19 protein-coding genes, 1 tRNA gene and 1 other RNA gene are annotated in these 17,864 nt (G+C 37.0%); 5 read left to right on the top strand and 16 right to left on the bottom strand.

Going from position 1 to position 17,864, the window contains the following annotated elements; all coding sequences use genetic code 11:
* Window positions 1-305: 305 nt before the first annotated feature.
* From ACQKMV_RS22895 to ffs, 6 genes are all read right to left on the bottom strand, one after another.
* Window positions 306-578 carry a pro-sigmaK processing inhibitor BofA family protein gene (locus tag ACQKMV_RS22895; protein ID WP_427426853.1) on the bottom strand — a complete coding sequence of 91 codons (273 nt, stop codon included), beginning with the start codon at window positions 576-578 and terminating at the stop codon, window positions 306-308.
* Between the two features lie 118 nt (window positions 579-696).
* Window positions 697-912 carry a YaaL family protein gene (locus tag ACQKMV_RS22900; protein WP_049662544.1) on the bottom strand — a complete coding sequence of 72 codons (216 nt, stop codon included), beginning with the start codon at window positions 910-912 and terminating at the stop codon, window positions 697-699.
* 13 nt (window positions 913-925) lie between these two features.
* The gene (gene recR, locus ACQKMV_RS22905) at window positions 926-1,522 is read right to left on the bottom strand and encodes a recombination mediator RecR (protein WP_427506712.1); all 597 of its coding nucleotides are present in this window, start codon (window positions 1,520-1,522) and stop codon (window positions 926-928) included.
* Between the two features lie 11 nt (window positions 1,523-1,533).
* Window positions 1,534-1,848: a YbaB/EbfC family nucleoid-associated protein gene (locus tag ACQKMV_RS22910; RefSeq protein WP_427426851.1), complete on the bottom strand. Its 315-nt coding sequence runs from the start codon at window positions 1,846-1,848 to the stop codon at window positions 1,534-1,536.
* Between the two features lie 21 nt (window positions 1,849-1,869).
* On the bottom strand, window positions 1,870-3,657 hold the full coding sequence (gene dnaX / locus ACQKMV_RS22915) for a DNA polymerase III subunit gamma/tau (protein WP_427506713.1): 1,788 nt from the start codon (window positions 3,655-3,657) through the stop codon (window positions 1,870-1,872).
* Window positions 3,658-3,946: 289 nt separating this feature from the next.
* An RNA gene (ffs, locus tag ACQKMV_RS22920) (signal recognition particle sRNA large type) lies at window positions 3,947-4,214 on the bottom strand.
* Between the two features lie 181 nt (window positions 4,215-4,395).
* Here ffs and ACQKMV_RS22925 point away from each other — a divergent pair.
* The 4 genes from ACQKMV_RS22925 (at window position 4,396) to ACQKMV_RS22940 (ending at window position 8,303) form a co-directional block, all read left to right on the top strand.
* Window positions 4,396-4,488 (top strand) — tRNA-Ser (locus tag ACQKMV_RS22925).
* Window positions 4,489-4,795: 307 nt separating this feature from the next.
* Window positions 4,796-6,058, top strand: coding sequence for an ATP-binding protein (locus tag ACQKMV_RS22930; protein ID WP_427506714.1), 1,263 nt, complete (start codon window positions 4,796-4,798; stop codon window positions 6,056-6,058).
* On the top strand, window positions 6,059-6,937 hold the full coding sequence (locus ACQKMV_RS22935) for a response regulator (protein ID WP_427506715.1): 879 nt from the start codon (window positions 6,059-6,061) through the stop codon (window positions 6,935-6,937). It abuts the gene before it with no gap.
* A gap of 91 nt (window positions 6,938-7,028) precedes the next feature.
* Entirely contained in the window at window positions 7,029-8,303 is a 1,275-nt protein-coding gene (locus tag ACQKMV_RS22940) for a cation:dicarboxylate symporter family transporter (protein ID WP_427506717.1), read from the top strand.
* Window positions 8,304-8,352: 49 nt separating this feature from the next.
* Here ACQKMV_RS22940 and ACQKMV_RS22945 read toward each other — a convergent pair whose 3' ends face one another.
* The 10 genes from ACQKMV_RS22945 to ACQKMV_RS22990 all read right to left on the bottom strand — a co-directional run bounded on the left by ACQKMV_RS22945 (window position 8,353) and on the right by ACQKMV_RS22990 (window position 17,078).
* Window positions 8,353-8,979 (bottom strand): RraA family protein, encoded by a 627-nt coding sequence (locus tag ACQKMV_RS22945; RefSeq protein ID WP_427506719.1) that lies wholly within the window; start codon window positions 8,977-8,979, stop codon window positions 8,353-8,355.
* A 322-nt stretch (window positions 8,980-9,301) separates the two neighbouring features.
* A complete protein-coding gene (locus ACQKMV_RS22950; RefSeq protein ID WP_427506721.1) occupies window positions 9,302-10,210 on the bottom strand; it encodes a methyl-accepting chemotaxis protein in 909 nt (302 codons plus the stop codon).
* Window positions 10,211-10,314: 104 nt separating this feature from the next.
* Complete coding sequence (locus ACQKMV_RS22955; RefSeq protein WP_427506722.1) at window positions 10,315-10,842, bottom strand: TIGR00730 family Rossman fold protein; 528 nt, start codon at window positions 10,840-10,842, stop codon at window positions 10,315-10,317.
* Window positions 10,843-11,022: 180 nt separating this feature from the next.
* Window positions 11,023-11,691, bottom strand: coding sequence for a deoxynucleoside kinase (locus tag ACQKMV_RS22960; RefSeq protein WP_427426844.1), 669 nt, complete (start codon window positions 11,689-11,691; stop codon window positions 11,023-11,025).
* A complete protein-coding gene (locus tag ACQKMV_RS22965; protein WP_427426843.1) occupies window positions 11,688-12,326 on the bottom strand; it encodes a deoxynucleoside kinase in 639 nt (212 codons plus the stop codon). The genes ACQKMV_RS22960 and ACQKMV_RS22965 overlap by 4 nt, the downstream gene beginning before the upstream one ends.
* Window positions 12,327-12,608: 282 nt before the next feature.
* Entirely contained in the window at window positions 12,609-15,020 is a 2,412-nt protein-coding gene (locus tag ACQKMV_RS22970; protein WP_427506723.1) for a heavy metal translocating P-type ATPase, read from the bottom strand.
* A gap of 81 nt (window positions 15,021-15,101) precedes the next feature.
* On the bottom strand, window positions 15,102-15,308 hold the full coding sequence (copZ, locus tag ACQKMV_RS22975; protein ID WP_427506725.1) for a copper chaperone CopZ: 207 nt from the start codon (window positions 15,306-15,308) through the stop codon (window positions 15,102-15,104).
* Window positions 15,309-15,359: 51 nt separating this feature from the next.
* The gene (locus ACQKMV_RS22980) at window positions 15,360-15,692 is read right to left on the bottom strand and encodes a metal-sensitive transcriptional regulator (RefSeq protein ID WP_049662516.1); all 333 of its coding nucleotides are present in this window, start codon (window positions 15,690-15,692) and stop codon (window positions 15,360-15,362) included.
* Between the two features lie 76 nt (window positions 15,693-15,768).
* Window positions 15,769-16,722 (bottom strand): cation diffusion facilitator family transporter, encoded by a 954-nt coding sequence (locus ACQKMV_RS22985; protein ID WP_427506727.1) that lies wholly within the window; start codon window positions 16,720-16,722, stop codon window positions 15,769-15,771.
* Between the two features lie 20 nt (window positions 16,723-16,742).
* Entirely contained in the window at window positions 16,743-17,078 is a 336-nt protein-coding gene (locus ACQKMV_RS22990; RefSeq protein ID WP_427506728.1) for an ArsR/SmtB family transcription factor, read from the bottom strand.
* A 219-nt stretch (window positions 17,079-17,297) separates the two neighbouring features.
* Here ACQKMV_RS22990 and tadA point away from each other — a divergent pair, with 219 nt between their 5' ends.
* On the top strand, window positions 17,298-17,816 hold the full coding sequence (gene tadA, locus ACQKMV_RS22995; protein WP_427506729.1) for a tRNA adenosine(34) deaminase TadA: 519 nt from the start codon (window positions 17,298-17,300) through the stop codon (window positions 17,814-17,816).
* Window positions 17,817-17,864: the final 48 nt, after the last annotated feature.

Here is a 17,864-nt window from a genome sequence, read left to right on the forward strand (position 1 = left end):
CAAACTCTCCATAAAAAGAAATTTGATTAGCTCAAATTGTTTTGCTGGCATCATGTTTGATGTCCAAAATTTTGTTTCGTTCACCAACTCAAGGTTAGCTACTAAAAACTTTATTGATTACGTTTTGCTTGTTCAGTTTTCAAGGTTCATTTCGTTACCGCTCGTTTAGCAGCAACTCTTATATAATATCATGTCGCATATCCGATGTCAACAACTAAATTCGATTTAATTTAATTGTTTGTTTTTCAACAGTTATCTTAACGACTCTTATTACTATACCACAATACTTTTGATTTGCAAGCATTTTATAAAAAAAATATTAAAGCAGTTATTCCTAGTACACCCGGAATACCTAAAATTGCAATTGTTAACACTGAAAATAGATTAATCGGTACATTATAGCCAGCATACCCTATACCTAAATGAATAATAAATAATAGAAGAAAGGCAAAGGCAAACCTAAACCAAAACACAGACATTCCTTCTAAAATTTTACCCATTTTAGCATGTCTTATTATTATATAAAGAAAAAGAAGCACTACAGGTACACAAAAACTCATAATTACTAACCACGACAAATGGTTTCCCCCTTAGCAATATAATTATGAAAGTTTATGTTTCCTGTTTTGCTTCTATGAATATCAATTATGCCTCCGGCGGATGTTTGGACACCGAATGAAATAAGCTGAAAAACTATTATTTAATTAATACTCTTCGAATTCTAGCTTCCTTGAATAAATAAAAATGTATACTCTCCGCCGCTTTTCGTTGAGCGATTACTTCTAAATCATAGTCATCTAGCAATTCTTCAATTATCTTCGCCTGCTGTAAATCCTCTTTTGTTTCTTTTATAAGATTCACCAGCTTGTCATCGAATTCTTTTTTTAATTTTCCCTTACTGCGGAAGAACATATTAATCCCTCACTCACAATTCTCGGCGACCTTCCATTGCCTTCGATAACGTTACTTCATCTGCATACTCTAAATCTCCACCTACCGGTAGCCCATGAGCGATCCGTGTTGTTCGAATGCCAGACGGCTTCACTAGACGAGAAATATACATAGCTGTCGCCTCACCCTCAATAGTTGAATTCGTAGCTAAAATAAGCTCCTGAACAGCCTCATCTTGCAAACGAACTAGTAGTGAAGCGACATTAATATCCTCTGGACCAATACCATCCATAGGTGAAATAGCTCCCTGTAATACGTGATACATACCATTGAAATCACGCATTTTTTCCATCGCAATCACATCTTTTGTATCTTGGACAACACAAATAATAGAATGATCTCGTTGTTTATCCGTACAAATATGGCAAGGATCTACATCAGTTATGTTGCCACATACGGAGCAGTAGCTTAAATTTCGTTTAGCATCAATTAATGACTTTGAAAAGGACAAAACATCATCCTCTTTCATTGTTAACACAAAAAACGCCAGACGAGCCGCGGTCTTCGGCCCGATACCTGGCAATTTCATAAAACTATCAATCAGTTTCGATATTGGTTCTGGATAGTACATTTATTTACCTCCTAGAACGGAAGGTTCATGCCTTGAGTGAATTTACCCATTGTTGCATTTGTTTTTTCATCTACTTTTTTCAATGCTTCATTTGTAGCAATAACGATTAAATCTTGTAGCATTTCGATATCTTCTGGATCTACTACTGATGGATCAAGATTTACTTCTACGACTTCACGTTGACCAGTTACAGTTACTTTCACCATACCGCCACCAGCTGCGCCTTCAAATTGCTCTGCATTTAAAGCCTCTTGAGCCTCCATCATTTCTTTTTGCATTTTTTGCATTTTTTTCATCATACCTTGCATATTTCCCATTCCGCGCATAAACATATTCCTCCTAAATGATTAATCTTCAACAATTTCAATAAAATCTTTACCAAACAGCTTTTCTGCTTCCGTCACAAGTGGATCTTGTGAAGCAAGCGGTTGAGCATCGTCGATAAACGGCCCCTCTGGCATTTCTGCCGGTGGTGGTTCTAATAATTCCATTTCATGATCGGTTTCATTCTGAGATTTTTTCTGCTGCTCTAAGCCATGATCACGAATAAACTCTTCACGTAATTTTAACCAAGCTTCTTCAGGTGTACAAAGCATTTCATACATAGTACCAGTTTGCCCTGCAATTAATTGTGTGAATTGAGCTTTTAGGGATTGATTATCAGCAACCATTTGACAATGAATATCATACTTGAATTTTAACACAAAAGCACTTGATGATGCCGCAACAGGTTCAGCCTCTGCTAAAAGAGCTGATTGAGATTTTTGCATTTGGCTTAACGCCTGTGCCCAAACCGATTTAATACGTTGCACATCTTGCTTTGTAGCATCTTTTAGTATCTCTTGAATACGGCCTGTTGGTGCTTTATAGCCATTTGGACTTTTTGCTCGTGGACGTTGCTCTTTTGGTGTTTGCGCCGTTTGCACAGGAGCACCAGCTTGTAATTGGGCTGATAGTTGTTGCACCATTTGCTCAAGTGCCACGATTTTTTGAGCGAGCTCAGGGCTCATAGCTACCTCACCCGAAGTGGTAGTCTGACCAACTGCACCACCCGAAAACTGCACCATTTTAAGTAACGCTGTTTCTAAGTAAATCTTTGTATGGTGGGAGAACCGCATTTCTTGCTGTGTTTTCGCTAAAATATCAATATAACCATATAGCAAATCCGGTGCAAAATCATGAGCTAATGTAAATACTCTCTCCTCTGGTGATACTAGTTCTAATAATTCGGCCAAATCTTCACTTGTTTGCAGTAATAATAAGTCCCGGAAAAATGTAATCAGGTCCTCTGAAAGACGAAGAGGATCTTTCCCATCTGCAATAAGTTGCTCTAATAGCGCTAGCATTTGTGCGACATCTTTTACTTTTAGAGCTTCTGCTAATTCATAGAAAACTTCCTGACTAATAGAACCTGTAACAAGTAATGTATCCTCAAGCTTCAACTTTTCTCCGCTGAAGGATACGACCTGATCTAATAAGCTTAAAGCATCACGCATACCACCAGCTGCCGATTGTGCGATTACCTTTAAACCTTGTTCCTCAAATGGTAACTTAATATCCTCTAATACAACTTTCATGCGCTCAATAATATCATTGGTTGAAAGACGTTTGAAATCAAAGCGCTGACATCGCGAAATAATCGTAGCAGGCAATTTATGGGGCTCTGTCGTCGCTAAAATAAATACAGCATGAGAAGGTGGTTCTTCTAATGTCTTTAAAAGAGCATTAAAAGCACTTGTAGAAAGCATATGCACTTCATCAATGATATACACTTTATATCTGCTACTTGCAGGAGCAAATCGAACTTTCTCAATGATGTCACGTATTTCTTCAACTCGTGAATTAGACGCCGCGTCAAATTCAATAACATCTGGATGAGAACCATCTGTAATACTTAAACAAGTAGCACATTCATTACAAGGCTCATTTGATGGTGCATGCTCACAGTTTAAAGCCTTTGCAAAAATTTTAGCTGTACTTGTTTTCCCGGTACCACGTGGGCCGGAAAATAAATAAGCATGCGTTGTTTTATTCGCTAGGAGAGCATTTTGTAGCGTTCTTTTGACATGTGCTTGACCAGACATTTCTCGGAATGATTGAGGTCGATACACACGATAAAATGCTTGATACGTCAATGGTTTCCTCTCCTTTTCTTCATTATATAGAATAGTTCTATTATAGCATTTGCCTCATTATTTATAAAATAGTGTCATCGTTTTTCTAAAAATTCGGGACGATTCTCTTTCACTTACCATAATGAAGGCCGATGCTTTCAGCTCCTATCCGTTTGCTTCGCACCATTTATAACTTCTTCAAACGTTCTGGTATTGCCCATACGTCTAAAAAATCTAACATTATAAAAAATAATACAAAAAAACGCATCCGCCTTTTGTAGACGGATGCGTTTGAATTGGCAATTTAATGCCGTGCACCTTTCTTCGACAGCCGCACATAAGCGTTACTCTTGTCGTTAGCTCAGATTAGGCAACCCCGCGGCACATGAATAAGACCACTTAATGCTGCTTCCTTCCGGACCTGACATGGTTCATGGGTATCCATTGCGCAGGACCCAATCGTCAACACTACGTGCAAAAGGCAGACCAAACAATACGGACAGCCTCGAAAAAGGAATTCAGTCTCGCTAGAGCGGATTGCGAGTTACAGGACACCGCTACCTTCCCACCTAGCACGGCAATAACTAGTATACTTACTGTTTTCATAAATTGCAACATAATACACATAATATTTGTATGGAACATTCTATCTGTACTGTAAATAAACAATTATAAAAAAACATGAGAAAATATGTTGACGTGTATTTCAAAATATGATAAATTAATTCTTGTCGATGAGACAATGCAACAAAACAACATGGAGGTATACCCAAGTCTGGCTGAAGGGATCGGTCTTGAAAACCGACAGGCGGGTAACACCGCGCGGGGGTTCGAATCCCTCTACCTCCTCCAGTTTTAAAATTCCGACTACGAAAGTAGCCGTTTTTTTTTGCCTAAAAATTATATGTAACACTTACTAGATACCACTTCCACTTAGGTTGTGGTATTTTTTTATTGTAAATTATGATTTTATAACTGGGAATAATCTATAGCATATCTTCTTTAGACAATAACACTTTCGTTTCGAAGTCGAGTTCTGCCTCAACGCAACATCAAAAGTAGTGGTACAATTACTTTTATTGCAAATACGCAACGAGCTCTTAGCAAACCTTTTCTTTGCTATATTGCTTCGTTAATATTGATTAGGAAGGATTTTTTTATGCACTCGAAGTTTTACTTATCTCGAGCATCCCTCACTTGGATTTTAATAATTGCTCTATTAACTGCTATCGGTAGTGAGATTAAAATAATGCCTTTCGCTGATACACCTTTTCGTTTTGGATTAGGAAGTATTATTTTCTTTTTATGCACTCTACTTAGACCTACACCTATCATTTTGGCTGGAATTACTACGAGCATCGTGACAACCATTTTTCGAGTTATCATTAATTACTCTATACATGATGTTCCATTAGTAGATGGTTTACTTATACATTTACCTGCTGCTGCATTTTATATACTGTTTGCAATATGCCTACAAATTCTAAGCATCCATCAATATAGAGAAAAACCACTATTTCTTGGATTGCTAGTTGCGTTTAGTGAAGTATTCAGTAATTTAGTGGAACAACTATTTCGTTTTTTAATAAATTCTTATACTTTTCTACTCCTTCATGATTTACTTATACTGTTAGCAGTTGCTTTATTACGTAGTTTTTTTGTTGTTGGTATTTATAGTTCCATTTTAATTGCCGAGCAAAAAAAACGTGTTCAGGAGATGCTTACTATCGGCTCAGATTTATATGTTGAGACACTTTATTTAAAAAAATCTATGAACCACATAGAAGTAATTACAGCCAGCGGGTTTGATTTATATCGACAGTTAAAATTGCTAGGCTATCGTGCAGAAAGTTTACAGGCACTTCATATTGCCCAGGAAATTCATGAAGTAAAGAAGGATTCACAACGCATTTATGCAGGTATTTCTAAAATTGTTGGCGAGAAGAGCTTTGGCTCCCTAAGATTATCAGAATTATTACATTTTATTGAAGATGGCAACAGTAAATACGCAGAATTTTTAAGGAAAGAAATTGAGTTTATAATAAAAATTGATGGCGATTTTCAAACGAAAGAACATATTGCATTGCTTGCACTTTTAAATAATTTAACAGCTAATGCTATTGAAGCAATCGATGGTCAAGGCATCATTTCTATTGCCATTCAGCAGCAACAGGATGATACTTTAATAACAGTATGTGATAACGGGAAGGGTATCCCACAAAGTAACCTCTCTATTATTTTTGAACCTGGATACACCACAAAATACAATGTAGACGGTGTCGCAGCAACAGGTATTGGGCTTTCACATGTTGTTGAATTGGTAAATAAATTAAATGGCTCAATAACCGTTGAATCAAACAATCAAAACACGATGTTTAAAATTACAGTTCCTACACAAACTATTCAAACGGGAGAGACTTAAATGAGGTATTTTATTGTAGATGATGATCGTGCAAGTCGGGGCATGTTAAAGCAAATTATTGAAGATAGTGGTTTAGGTACAGTAATTGGTGAAGCACGCAATGGTGAGGACGCCATTCCACAAATTTTAATGACACAGCCAGAGTTTGTGCTGATTGATTTGCTTATGCCTAAGCTTGATGGGATAGCAACAGTCGAGCACCTTATTCAAAATCGTTTTGAGGGACAATTTGTCATGATTTCTCAAGTAGTGAATAAGGAAATGGTAGGCGAGGCATATGAGCAAGGTATAGATTTCTTTATTCATAAACCTATAAACCGTATTGAGGTTGAGAATGTTTTACGTAAAACAACTGAACAATTTCGCCTAAAAAACTCATTGCTTATTATTCGCCAATCACTTACAAATATTGATCTAAGTGAACAAATAAATCATAAAGCAACATCACGTGATCATATTCAATCCATCTTAAATGATATGGGTATCGTTGGTGAACTCGGAAGCGAAGATATTATAGCTATCATCGAAACATTGCTTGCTCATCAGCACAAAATTGCGCCACTTCCTCCATTAAAGGAACTTTATGAGGAAATTGCAGCTGTCACAAAGGCTACACCAGATGAAATTTTGAAGGAAAGTAAAGCCATTGAACAGCGTGTGCGCCGTACAATATTAGCAGCGATGATAAATCTCGCTAATTTAGGTGTCGTGGATTATACAAACTCCGAATTTGAATATTACGCACCTCGATACTTTGACTTTAAAGAAATTCGTCAGCTTATGACTCAGATAGAGGATCACGGAAATCGTAAAGCAAAAGTTAATATTAAGAAGTTTATTCAGGTATTATATTCAGACATTTTAACAAAAATAAATTAATTTTCTCGGATTTTGTCGGATTTCATAAGTCCTCCGTATTATTAAAGTAAGGCAAGTCCTAAAAATTTTAATATTAGGGGGTACTAAGGTTTTGAAGAAGAAATTTAGAATCAGTTTAGCGACTCAAATTTTAGTCGGTTTGATTTTAGGGATTATTGTTGGCGGTATTTTTTACGGAAACCCCAAAATCGAAACATATTTACAACCTCTAGGTGATATTTTCCTTCATCTAATTAAGATGATTGTTGTACCGATCATTATCTCGACATTAATCGTTGGTGTTGCTGGAACTGGAGATATGAAACAGCTTGGACGATTAGGTGGTAAATCACTTATTTACTTTGAAATTATTACAACTGTAGCAATTGTAATTGGTTTACTTTCTGCAAACTTATTCCAACCAGGTGCAGGTGTAAACATGAACGAGCTCTCTCAAGGAGATATTTCGAAATATGTTGCAACTACAGAAACAGTAAAGCATGAAGGACCATTTGATATTATTGTAGGCATTGTACCAACAAATATCATTCAAGCTATGTCTGAAGGTAATATGCTTGCTATAATCTTCTTCTCAGTTATTTTTGGTTTAGGGGTAGCTGCCGTTGGCGAACGAGGTAAACCAGTATTAGACTTCTTCCAAGGGGTAGCAGATGCTATGTTCTGGGTAACTAACCTCGTAATGAAATTCGCTCCAATTGGGGTATTTGGTTTAATTGGTGTAACCGTTTCCAAATATGGATTCGCTTCACTTATACCACTCGGCAAACTTGCTATTCTTGTTTATGCAACAATGCTATTCTTTATCTTTGTCGTTCTAGGTCTTGTTGCAAAATTCGCGGGTATCAACATCTTCTTCTTAATTAAAGTACTAAAAGATGAGCTGATTTTAGCGTTCTCAACAGCAAGTTCTGAAGCTGTATTACCACGTATTATGATGAAAATGGAGAAACTAGGTGCACCAAAAGATATCGTATCCTTTGTTATTCCTACCGGTTACTCCTTTAACTTAGATGGTTCTACATTGTACCAAGCTATTGCTGCATTATTTATTGCTCAAATGTACGGTATTCACCTAAGCATTGGTGAACAAATTACGTTAATGCTTGTATTAATGGTTACATCTAAAGGGATTGCAGGTGTTCCAGGAGTATCCTTCGTTGTGCTTCTAGCAACTTTAGGTACTGTCGGCATTCCAATTGAAGGTTTAGCATTCATCGCAGGTATCGATCGTATTCTTGATATGGGACGTACAGTCGTTAACGTAATTGGTAACTCACTTGCGTCATTAGTAATGGCGAAATGGGAAGGCCGTTTCGATACAGAAAAAATGAAAAATTACTTTAAAGATAATGAAAATTTAGCATAAAAACTAAAAAAAATCCTCACGATGTATGGATGGCATCGTGAGGGTTTTTTTAATTTAAAGAAGTTAATACTTTATCTAAATAAGCAATAATTGATTCATTCCCATTTACGTGTGCTTCTTGTGCACGTATTTCATCCTTTTGGATTTTGGCCTCAGCAGCAGCAACAATACGCTCTGCATCATTCTGAGGCACCACAACAACACCGTCCATATCCCCAATAATATAATCGTCAGGATTAACAGCAACGCCCCCAATAGCAATAGGAACATTTACTTCCCCACCTCCGTTTTTATTGCCAGCTGCTACCGTTGTACCAAGTGAAAATACAGGAAAGTCTAGCTCACGAATAGCTGCAATATCACGAATAACACCATCAACGACAAAACCCTGTATACCAATACCCTTCGCTAGTGAAAGAACAAAATCACCGGCAACTGCACGATTGGTATTCCCTTTAGCGTCAATTACTAAAATATCTCCTTCTCTAGCAGCTCGAATGGCTTCCAGTACTGCACCATTTTCACCATCTGGTAAACGCACTGTTACCGCGCGACCAGCAATTTTATAATGATCTGCTAACGGTTTAATATCACTTCGTAAATTCGTATGTCCTCCAGTCGCATCTGATACTGCAGTCGTTGGTAAATGCTTAAAACTTACTTCCACCTTTGTCATCTATAACACCCCTATTATGATTTATGAAAGCCTTACACAATTATTGTAAATAAAGTTCAGCTACTATTTCAATATATATCAGTAAATTATGGAAATAAGACATTTGGGGGGTATCTATTACAACAATGCCCTTTAGTAAGCATTTCAGCAATTGAAAGAGCACTACAAATATACTGACTGGCCCATCATCGGTGTGCAGCAAACGTTAACCTTTCCTCTGATTCTTGTAATTATTGCGTTCTTATGAAACGTGTAAAGGGATAAATAAAGTTAAAAATTGCGCCATATTAGATAAACTACCTCGCTCTAATATGGCGCAATTTTATATTATTTCGATAAAATGTCTTGATTGTTCATCTAATGCCTCTGCTGCGGTAGCAATTTCTGTAAAATCATTCGTTGTTACATTAATTTGACCATTTGTTTTTTCAACTTTTTCAGCTATACGCGTGATACTTTCAGTGACTTGTCCAATCTCTCGCTCTATGCCCTCAACATTATCTTTTACTTCTGAAATAGATTGCTCTACCCTTACGGAAAGTTTTCTAACCTCTTTTGCTACAACATCAAAGCCTCGGCCATACTCACCAGCTCTTGCTGCTTCAATAGCTGCATTTAGTGCAAGTAAATTTGTCTGAGAAGCAATTTCTTGAATGGTTTTGACAATCCCTTTAATAGATTCAGCTTGCTTCTGTAGCTGCGCAAGATTTCTCACATTATCGGCAGACTCTTGTGAAACCTCTTTCACCGTTTCCAGTAAATCCTCACTATTTTGAATACCAGCCTCCGAACGGCTATAAAGCTCTTTAGACATGACCTTTAATGTATCAGCTACGGTAACAATTTCATTTTGGCGTTCAGTAATATTTGTTGCGATTTTCGATACGCCAATTACCTTTCTTGAATTATTAGCGAAAACAGGCATATAAGTAGCCTCAAGCCAAATTCTATTTCCACTTGCATCAATTCTTTCGATTTTATCCTGATAGCTATTGCCAGCAGCTAAGTTGCGCCAGAATTTCCCGTATTCTATGCTATTCGCAAATTCCGGTAAACAAAAATCCTTATGATCTTTTCCTATCATTTCCTCAACTTTATAGCCTAATGTTTTGGCAAATAGTTCATTCACATAGGCAACTTTATGCTCCATATCAAAACGGATAATGGCTATATTTCGTTCAATTGCCAGCACTACTAGATCATCAGTAACTTCTGTATTTAGTGTCTGCATAACCTACACCTCTTTCATTTTATTAGCGAACTAAAATTTTTATGTTAATGAGCCCAACAAAAATATTTATACAGATTATTTATTGCAGAAAAAACATGGGCATATTACCCATGTTTTTTTAAAAAGTGTAATACTTCTTCAGATGTAGTAGCTATACAAATAAGTGATTTTTGTTCCATGCGTATAAAACCTTCCTCGAGCATTTTCTGAAATTGTTGTAAAAGTGCATCATAAAAGCCATTTACATTATATAAAATTACGGGCTTTTCATGTAATCCTATTTGTGCCCACGTAAACACTTCAAAATATTCATCCATTGTCCCACCACCACCTGGTAAAGCTATAAAAGCATCTGCTAACTCTACCATTTTGGCTTTACGTACATGCATAGACTCAACAAAATGAATCTCCGTTAGCGAGGCATGTGCTAATTCCCGCTCCTGCAAATGAGTTGGCATCACACCAATAATCTCTCCCCCAGCCTCTAATACTGCATCTGCTACTTTCCCCATTAATCCTGTTTTCGAACCACCATAAACGACACCATGACCATTTTGAGCTAACACAGTCCCTAATTCGGCTGCCTTCTCTGCATAAATTGGGTTTCTGCCTAACCCAGAACCGCAATACACCGCTATTCTTATAGCAATCCCTCCTACTCAAAAGACGTGACACAATAGGTTACATATTGTCTCACGTCTTTTGATCATTTATTTTCTTCAACTGCTTGTTTATGCCTGTCGCTTCGCTTTCGGCCAGAAAGCCAAAATTTTTCTTCCTATTGTTGTAGAAATATTAGCTTTAATAACTTTCTATTTACGTAAATGACTCGTTTGTTTTAGCATATGACTGATGCGGCTAACAATTGAATCAATTGCTTCAGGATTTTTTAATAAATCATAATCATTAATATCTAATCGTAGAACTGGGCATGAATTAAAATTATTGATCCAGTTCTCATAGCGTTCATGCATTTCAATCCAATAATCATTCGGTGTTTGTTGCTCCATTGTACGTCCACGCTCTTGAATACGTCCAATTACAGCATCAATTGGCCCCTCTAGATAAACAAGTAAATCTGGATGAGGGAAGTACGGTGTCATCACCATCGCATCAAATAAATTTGTATACGTCTCGTAATCTGTGGGACTCATTGTACCTTTGTCATAGTGCATCTTAGCAAAAATTCCAGTATCTTCGTAGATGGAGCGATCTTGAATAAACCCGCCACCATATTCAAAAATTCGCTTCTGTTCCTTAAAACGCTCCGCTAAAAAATACACCTGTAGATGGAAGCTCCATTTTTCAAAGTCCTCATAAAATTTATCTAAATATGGATTGGTATCCACCTTTTCAAATGACGTACGGAAATTAAGCGCCTCTGCCAACGCCTTTGTCATTGTTGACTTCCCCACACCAACCGTACCAGCGATTGTAATGACCGTTTGTGGAGGAATATCGTATTTCTCTCTCAAATTCATTGTTGCAAGCTCCTTTGTTGTAACGTGTCCTTTATTGTTTGTAAAACATATTTCAAATCATTTGGATTTTTTACGAAATCAAGCTGATCACCATTAAATCGAATAACAGGAATTTCGGGATGCATGTTCTCAAAATGCTCGATAAAGGAATGATAATCTGCCACTAGTTGCTCCATGTAATCTCGTGAAATCATTTTTTCAAATTCACGACCACGCATCGCAATACGTTTCATCAACGTATCAACACTGGCATGTAAATAAACAACTACATTTGGAACAGGCATATCTTTCGTTAATATTTTATAAATTTCTTCGTATTTATCATACTCAGTTGATAGTAATGTACGCTTGGCAAATATTAAATTTTTAAAAATGTGGTAGTCCGCTACAACAGGTTTATCTTGCGTTAAACGAAATTTTTTTATATCTGATAATTGTTTATAGCGATTACATAGGAAGAACATTTCCGTCTGAAAGCTCCATTCCTCTATGTTTTCATAAAACTTATTTAGAAAAGGGTTTTCGTCTACTATTTCTTTTAATAGATGGTAATTAAATGTCGCTGCCATCTCTTTAGATAAAGAGGTTTTACCAACACCAATCGGACCTTCTACCGTAACAAATGGAACCGTCACCAGAAGCTCCTCCTTTATGTTCTATGGATTCTATCGTCAATTACCCCGTCTCTCGAGGTTTGTATAATTATATCAATTATGCCTCGGCATAATTGCGTCCGGAGGATTTAACTTTTTTTAGAAGTTAAAAATGAATCAGTGCTTTTCATTGTATCATAGTGAGAAAGTGAAGAACAGAATCAAACTATTTCTCTATTAAAATAGGAGGTCTAAACCAATTCCGTGACATCCGCTGTAATAAATAAAAAAATAGACCCACTCAAAGTGGATCTATCGTTACTCTTATAATTTAACTCGCTGTAAACGCAGTGCATTTAAAACGACAGATACTGAACTAAACGCCATCGCTGCCCCTGCTACCCAAGGAGCTAGTAAACCGATTGCGGCAATTGGAATACCTAATGTATTGTAAGCAAATGCCCAGAATAAGTTTTGTTTGATGTTGCGCATTGTTTTACGACTCATAATAATAGCATCCGCGATACTGTTTAAATCGCCACGAATTAGTGTGATATCCGCTGCTTCCATAGCCACATCTGTACCAGTACCAATCGCCATCCCAATATTAGCTGTCGCAAGTGCCGGCGCATCATTAATGCCATCACCAACCATCGCCACTTTTTTACCTGTAGCTTGCAGTTTTTTCACTTCATTAGCTTTGCCTTCTGGAAGTACTTCTGCAATCACATGATCCACACCAACTTCTGCTCCAATTGCTTGTGCTGTACGTTCGTTATCACCAGTCATCATAATAACGGTAATGCCCATTTCTTGTAGACGATGAACAGCTTCTTTTGAAGTCTCTTTAACTGTATCAGCAACTGCTACTAGGCCAGCATACTGACCGTTAATTGCAGCTAACATTGCCGTTTTACCATTTTCCTCTAAGTGCTCCATTGTTGGTAGAATATCATCAATATGAATACCGTATTGCTGCATCAATTTACGAGTACCGATGACAACTCCTTGACCAGATACAGTCGCTTGCACACCGTAACCTGGTATTGCTTCAAAGAATTGAACATCTCCGAGATCAATACCTCGATTAGCAATTCCTTGAACAATTGCTTCTGCTAACGGATGTTCTGATTGCTTCTCCGCTGCACCAATTAATGATAAAAAACGTGTTTCGTCTTGATTTGCCGCTAGTACAACATCCGTTAATACAGGTTTGCCGTGTGTCACTGTACCTGTTTTATCAACAACTACTGTATCGATGCTTTGCGTTTGCTCTAAATGCTCTCCACCTTTAAATAAAATACCAAATTCCGCTGCACGACCAGAGCCCGCCATAATAGATGTTGGCGTTGCTAATCCGAGCGCACATGGACAAGCGATAACGAGAACTGCAATTAATACTTCAAGCGCAGGCGTAAATTCACCCGGCCGCACCCATATAATCCAAACTATAAACGTTACAATCGCAATGCCAACAACGATTGGTACAAAGACGCCCGAAATTTGGTCTGCTAAGCGCTGGATTGGCGCTTTGGAGCCTTGTGCATCTTCTACAACTTTAATAATTTGAGCCAAGGCCGTATCACGACCGACTTTAGTTGCTGTCATTTTAATAAAGCCATTTTTATTAATAGTGGAACCAAATAATAGGTCACCTTGCTTTTTATCAACTGGTAAACTCTCTCCTGTTAACATCGATTCATCTACAGCTGTGGTTCCATCTAATACTTCACCATCAACAGGAATTTTCTCACCTGGTTTTACTAAAATAATGTCGCCAATAACTACTTCTTCTAATGGTACTTCTTTCTCAACACCATCTCGAACAACGACCGCCGTTTTTGCCTGAAGACCCATTAATTTTTTGATTGCTTCAGATGAGCGACCTTTTGCTTTTGCCTCAAATAATTTACCTAATAAAATTAAAGTAATTAATACGGCACTCGTTTCAAAATATAGATGAGGGGCATGATGTGATCCTGCGGTAATAATTGCTTGATATACACTATAAAAATAAGCCGCAGATGTCCCCATAACTACAAGTACATCCATATTAGCACTACCATTGCGCAAAGCTTTGTAGGCTCCAACATAAAATTGCTTTCCAATGATAAACTGAACAGGAGTAGCCAACACCATTTGTACCCACGGATTCATTAAAAACTCAGGGACATATAAAAATGATGTAATTGAAAAATGTCCTATCATCGTCCACAGTAATGGTAATGAAAGAATGGCCGATAAAATAAATTTTTTCTGCTGTTGTTTGATGGCCTGTTCTCGATGATCTACTGTTTCTTTCTCATCTGCTTTTTGATGCGCTTCATATCCCAATTTCTCAACTTTTGCAACAATGTCTGCAATCGTCACCTCAGATGGATTAAACTCAATAGTTGCTTTTTCGAGTGCTAAGTTTACGTTCGCAGAAGATACACCTGCTAGTTTATTTAAACCCTTTTCTATACGTGTAGCGCAGGCTGCACATGTCATGCCTGTAATGTCGAATTCAGTTTTTTGTTTAACGACACCGTAGCCAAGAGCTTCAATTTTCTTTTCAAAATCCTCTTCACTTAACTTTGTCGAATCATATTTAATCGCTGATTTTTCAAGGGCTAAATTAACCGTCGCTTGTTCTACACCATCCATTTTATTTAAACCTTTTTCTATACGAGTGGCACAGGCTGCACATGTCATACCTGTAATTTGCAAATTCGCTTCTTTTATTTCCGAACTCATCATTATTTCTCCTCTCCACATACCATTAGGGGGTATGTTTAATTGAAAATAAGAGAGTGCTACAAGAGCACCCTACTTATATTATTTAACGTCATAGCCTTGATCATCGATTGTTTCTTTAATTTGGTCTAGAGATACTTGTGTTTGGTCAAATGCTACATCTACTAAACCATCAGCTAAGTTTACTTTTACTTGTTCAACGCCAGCTAAAGCGCCAACACTTTTTTCCACTGCGTTTACACAATGTCCACATGACATTCCTTGTACGTTTAAAGTTACATTTTGCATAAAATATCTCTCCTTTTATTTTTAAAACTGTATAGGGGTATATATTTATTTTTACTTTTTCATTAATTTTTGAATAGTCACTACTAATTCGTCTAACACTGCTTCATCGCCTTCTGATAAGCGATCTACTACACATCCCTTTAAATGACCCTCTAATAATATCTTTGCTACACTATTTAAAGCAGACTGTGTGGCAGACAGTTGCGTAATAATATCATCACAGTAAACGTCTTTGTCAATCATCCCTTTAATACCTCGGATTTGACCTTCAATTCGATTCAAACGAGTCGTTAAATCCTTTTTAACGCGTTCAGGATGATGGCTTTTTCGACACGAAGTAGCTTCCTCTGTATGACAAGCATCTTCTTTCACTATATCCTCCATTAAATGCACCTCCTACTTCATAATCATAGTACCATACCCACGAAGGGTATGTAAAGTTGAAAATTTTTAGAATTTTTTAATGATGGTGATGATGATTCGACTGCTCATTTTTTATTGTACATAAAATTGAATTATCATGCTTATGCTCTACTGTTTCCAATTGAATCGTTACATGCTTTATGCCCTTATGCTCAAGATTATGTTCAATTTCTCGTAATATATTCTCACTGTCCGCAATTTTTAGGTGATCATCAACAACTGCATGACAAGAAAGTGCATTTGTTCCACTTGTTATCGTCCAAATGTGTAAATCGTGAATGCTATAAACTCCATCAGTTTGTACAATAGTTTGTATGATCTCTTGAACGTCAACGTTTGAAGGTGTTCCTTCCATAAGAACATGGACAGCAGCCTTCGTTACGTAGTAGCCGCTTCTTAATACTAATATTGCAACAATAACACTCGCTAGTGGATCAGCCCAGCCCCAACCAAAAAACATAATGAATAGTGCGGCAACGATGGCTCCTACAGATCCAAGCATATCGCTTAATACGTGTAAAAAAGCTCCACGCATATTTAAATTATCTTTTGTATCACTGCCACGCATCATAATCCAAGCTACTAAAATATTTACCAAAAGACCGATTGTACTAATAACTAGCATACCTGTAGTTGCTACTTCTGGTGGATTTGCAAAACGTTCTATTGCTTCATAGAAAATGAATAAAGCAATCAAAATTAAAGTCACGCCGTTTAATACCGCTGCTAATATTTCAAATCGTTTATAACCATATGTTTTACTATAGCTCGCAGCCTTTTCTCCAAACATAAAAGCAAGTAAGGCTATTGCTAATGAAATTGAGTCACTTAACATATGTCCTGCATCAGATAAAAGAGCCAAACTATTTGTTAAATAGCCACCAATCGCTTCAACAACCATATAACTTGTAATAATAATAAATGATACTATTAACACCTTTTTATTTGCGCCATGTGTATGGTCATGGCTGTGATCATGATTATGCCCCATATTTTACCCCTCCATTAACTCTAGTTATGTGTAGCATGTTCAATAGCTTGCAGCAACAAATTCATAATGTGATCATCATCTTTTGAATAATATATAGTTGTGCCTTCTCTTCTATATTTCACTAACCGTAAATTTTTCAAAAAACGTAATTGATGTGAAACTGTTGATTGACCTAAATCTAAAATTTCTGCAATGTCGTTGACTGAATGTTCATCCGTACATAATAAATTTAAAATACGAATTCTTGTCGGATCACTTAATGCTTTAAATGTTTGAGACACGACGAATAGTGTCTCTTCGTCTAAATGTTGCTCTTTGTTAGTCTGAACCTCTGTATTTTGTAATTTTTCATCCATTTATTTTACCCCTAACCATCTATATTTATATATGAGCATGTGTTCATATATAAATATAGATGGTTAGATTGGAAATGTCAACGTTTTAACTTCTTACTGAATCCGGACGCATTGTTATCTGTGCTAAAGCGAAGCGACAGCAACGATTATACCGAGACATATTTGATAGTAGCAATTGTTAATTAAGCAAGATACACTAAATGATAAGGAGAGATCATAGTGGATATTTTTGAAACAGACCGATTGTTTATGAACAGTGCACTGGAAGAAGCTAAGAAAGCAGCTTTACTTGGAGAAGTGCCAATAGGAGCTGTACTTGTATATAATGGAGAGATTATTGCACGAGCTCATAATTTACGAGAAACAACACAAAATGCAACGACTCACGCTGAACTAATGGTTATTCAAGAGGCTTGTAAAAAAATAGGTAGCTGGCGCCTTGAAAAAACAACACTTTATGTGACACTTGAACCTTGCCCTATGTGTGCAGGTGCCATTTTGCAATCCCGTGTTCCGCGTGTTGTATATGGTGCAAGAGATATAAAAGCAGGCTGTGTCGATTCACTCTATCGTTTATTAAACGATGCACGCTTTAACCATGAATGCGAAGTAACGGAAGGTATTTTAGCCGAGAAATGTGGACAAATCTTAACCGATTTTTTCAGAGCACTACGTGAACGCAAAAAAGCCGAGAAAAAGGCGCGACAAACATTAGTTGCTGAAAATGAAGAAGTATAAGACATTATAATGCGGATAAATCATTTCGCTAGCATACTTTTATAAAAG

Source organism: Lysinibacillus sp. NPDC094403 (genome assembly GCF_050278745.1).
GTDB lineage: Bacteria > Bacillota > Bacilli > Bacillales_A > Planococcaceae > Lysinibacillus.

Coding starts and splice junctions, on each gene's coding strand:
- ACQKMV_RS22900 (WP_049662544.1), bottom strand. CDS start 912: ATGTTCTTCCGCAGTAAGGGAAAATTAAAAAAAGAATTCGATGACAAG.
- recR (WP_427506712.1), bottom strand. CDS start 1,522: ATGTACTATCCAGAACCAATATCGAAACTGATTGATAGTTTTATGAAA.
- ACQKMV_RS22910 (WP_427426851.1), bottom strand. CDS start 1,848: ATGCGCGGAATGGGAAATATGCAAGGTATGATGAAAAAAATGCAAAAA.
- ACQKMV_RS22930 (WP_427506714.1), top strand. CDS start 4,796: ATGCACTCGAAGTTTTACTTATCTCGAGCATCCCTCACTTGGATTTTA.
- ACQKMV_RS22935 (WP_427506715.1), top strand. CDS start 6,059: ATGAGGTATTTTATTGTAGATGATGATCGTGCAAGTCGGGGCATGTTA.
- ACQKMV_RS22945 (WP_427506719.1), bottom strand. CDS start 8,979: ATGACAAAGGTGGAAGTAAGTTTTAAGCATTTACCAACGACTGCAGTA.
- ACQKMV_RS22950 (WP_427506721.1), bottom strand. CDS start 10,210: ATGCAGACACTAAATACAGAAGTTACTGATGATCTAGTAGTGCTGGCA.
- ACQKMV_RS22960 (WP_427426844.1), bottom strand. CDS start 11,691: ATGAATTTGAGAGAGAAATACGATATTCCTCCACAAACGGTCATTACA.
- ACQKMV_RS22970 (WP_427506723.1), bottom strand. CDS start 15,020: ATGAGTTCGGAAATAAAAGAAGCGAATTTGCAAATTACAGGTATGACA.
- copZ (WP_427506725.1), bottom strand. CDS start 15,308: ATGCAAAATGTAACTTTAAACGTACAAGGAATGTCATGTGGACATTGT.
- ACQKMV_RS22980 (WP_049662516.1), bottom strand. CDS start 15,692: ATGGAGGATATAGTGAAAGAAGATGCTTGTCATACAGAGGAAGCTACT.
- ACQKMV_RS22985 (WP_427506727.1), bottom strand. CDS start 16,722: ATGGGGCATAATCATGATCACAGCCATGACCATACACATGGCGCAAAT.
- ACQKMV_RS22990 (WP_427506728.1), bottom strand. CDS start 17,078: ATGGATGAAAAATTACAAAATACAGAGGTTCAGACTAACAAAGAGCAA.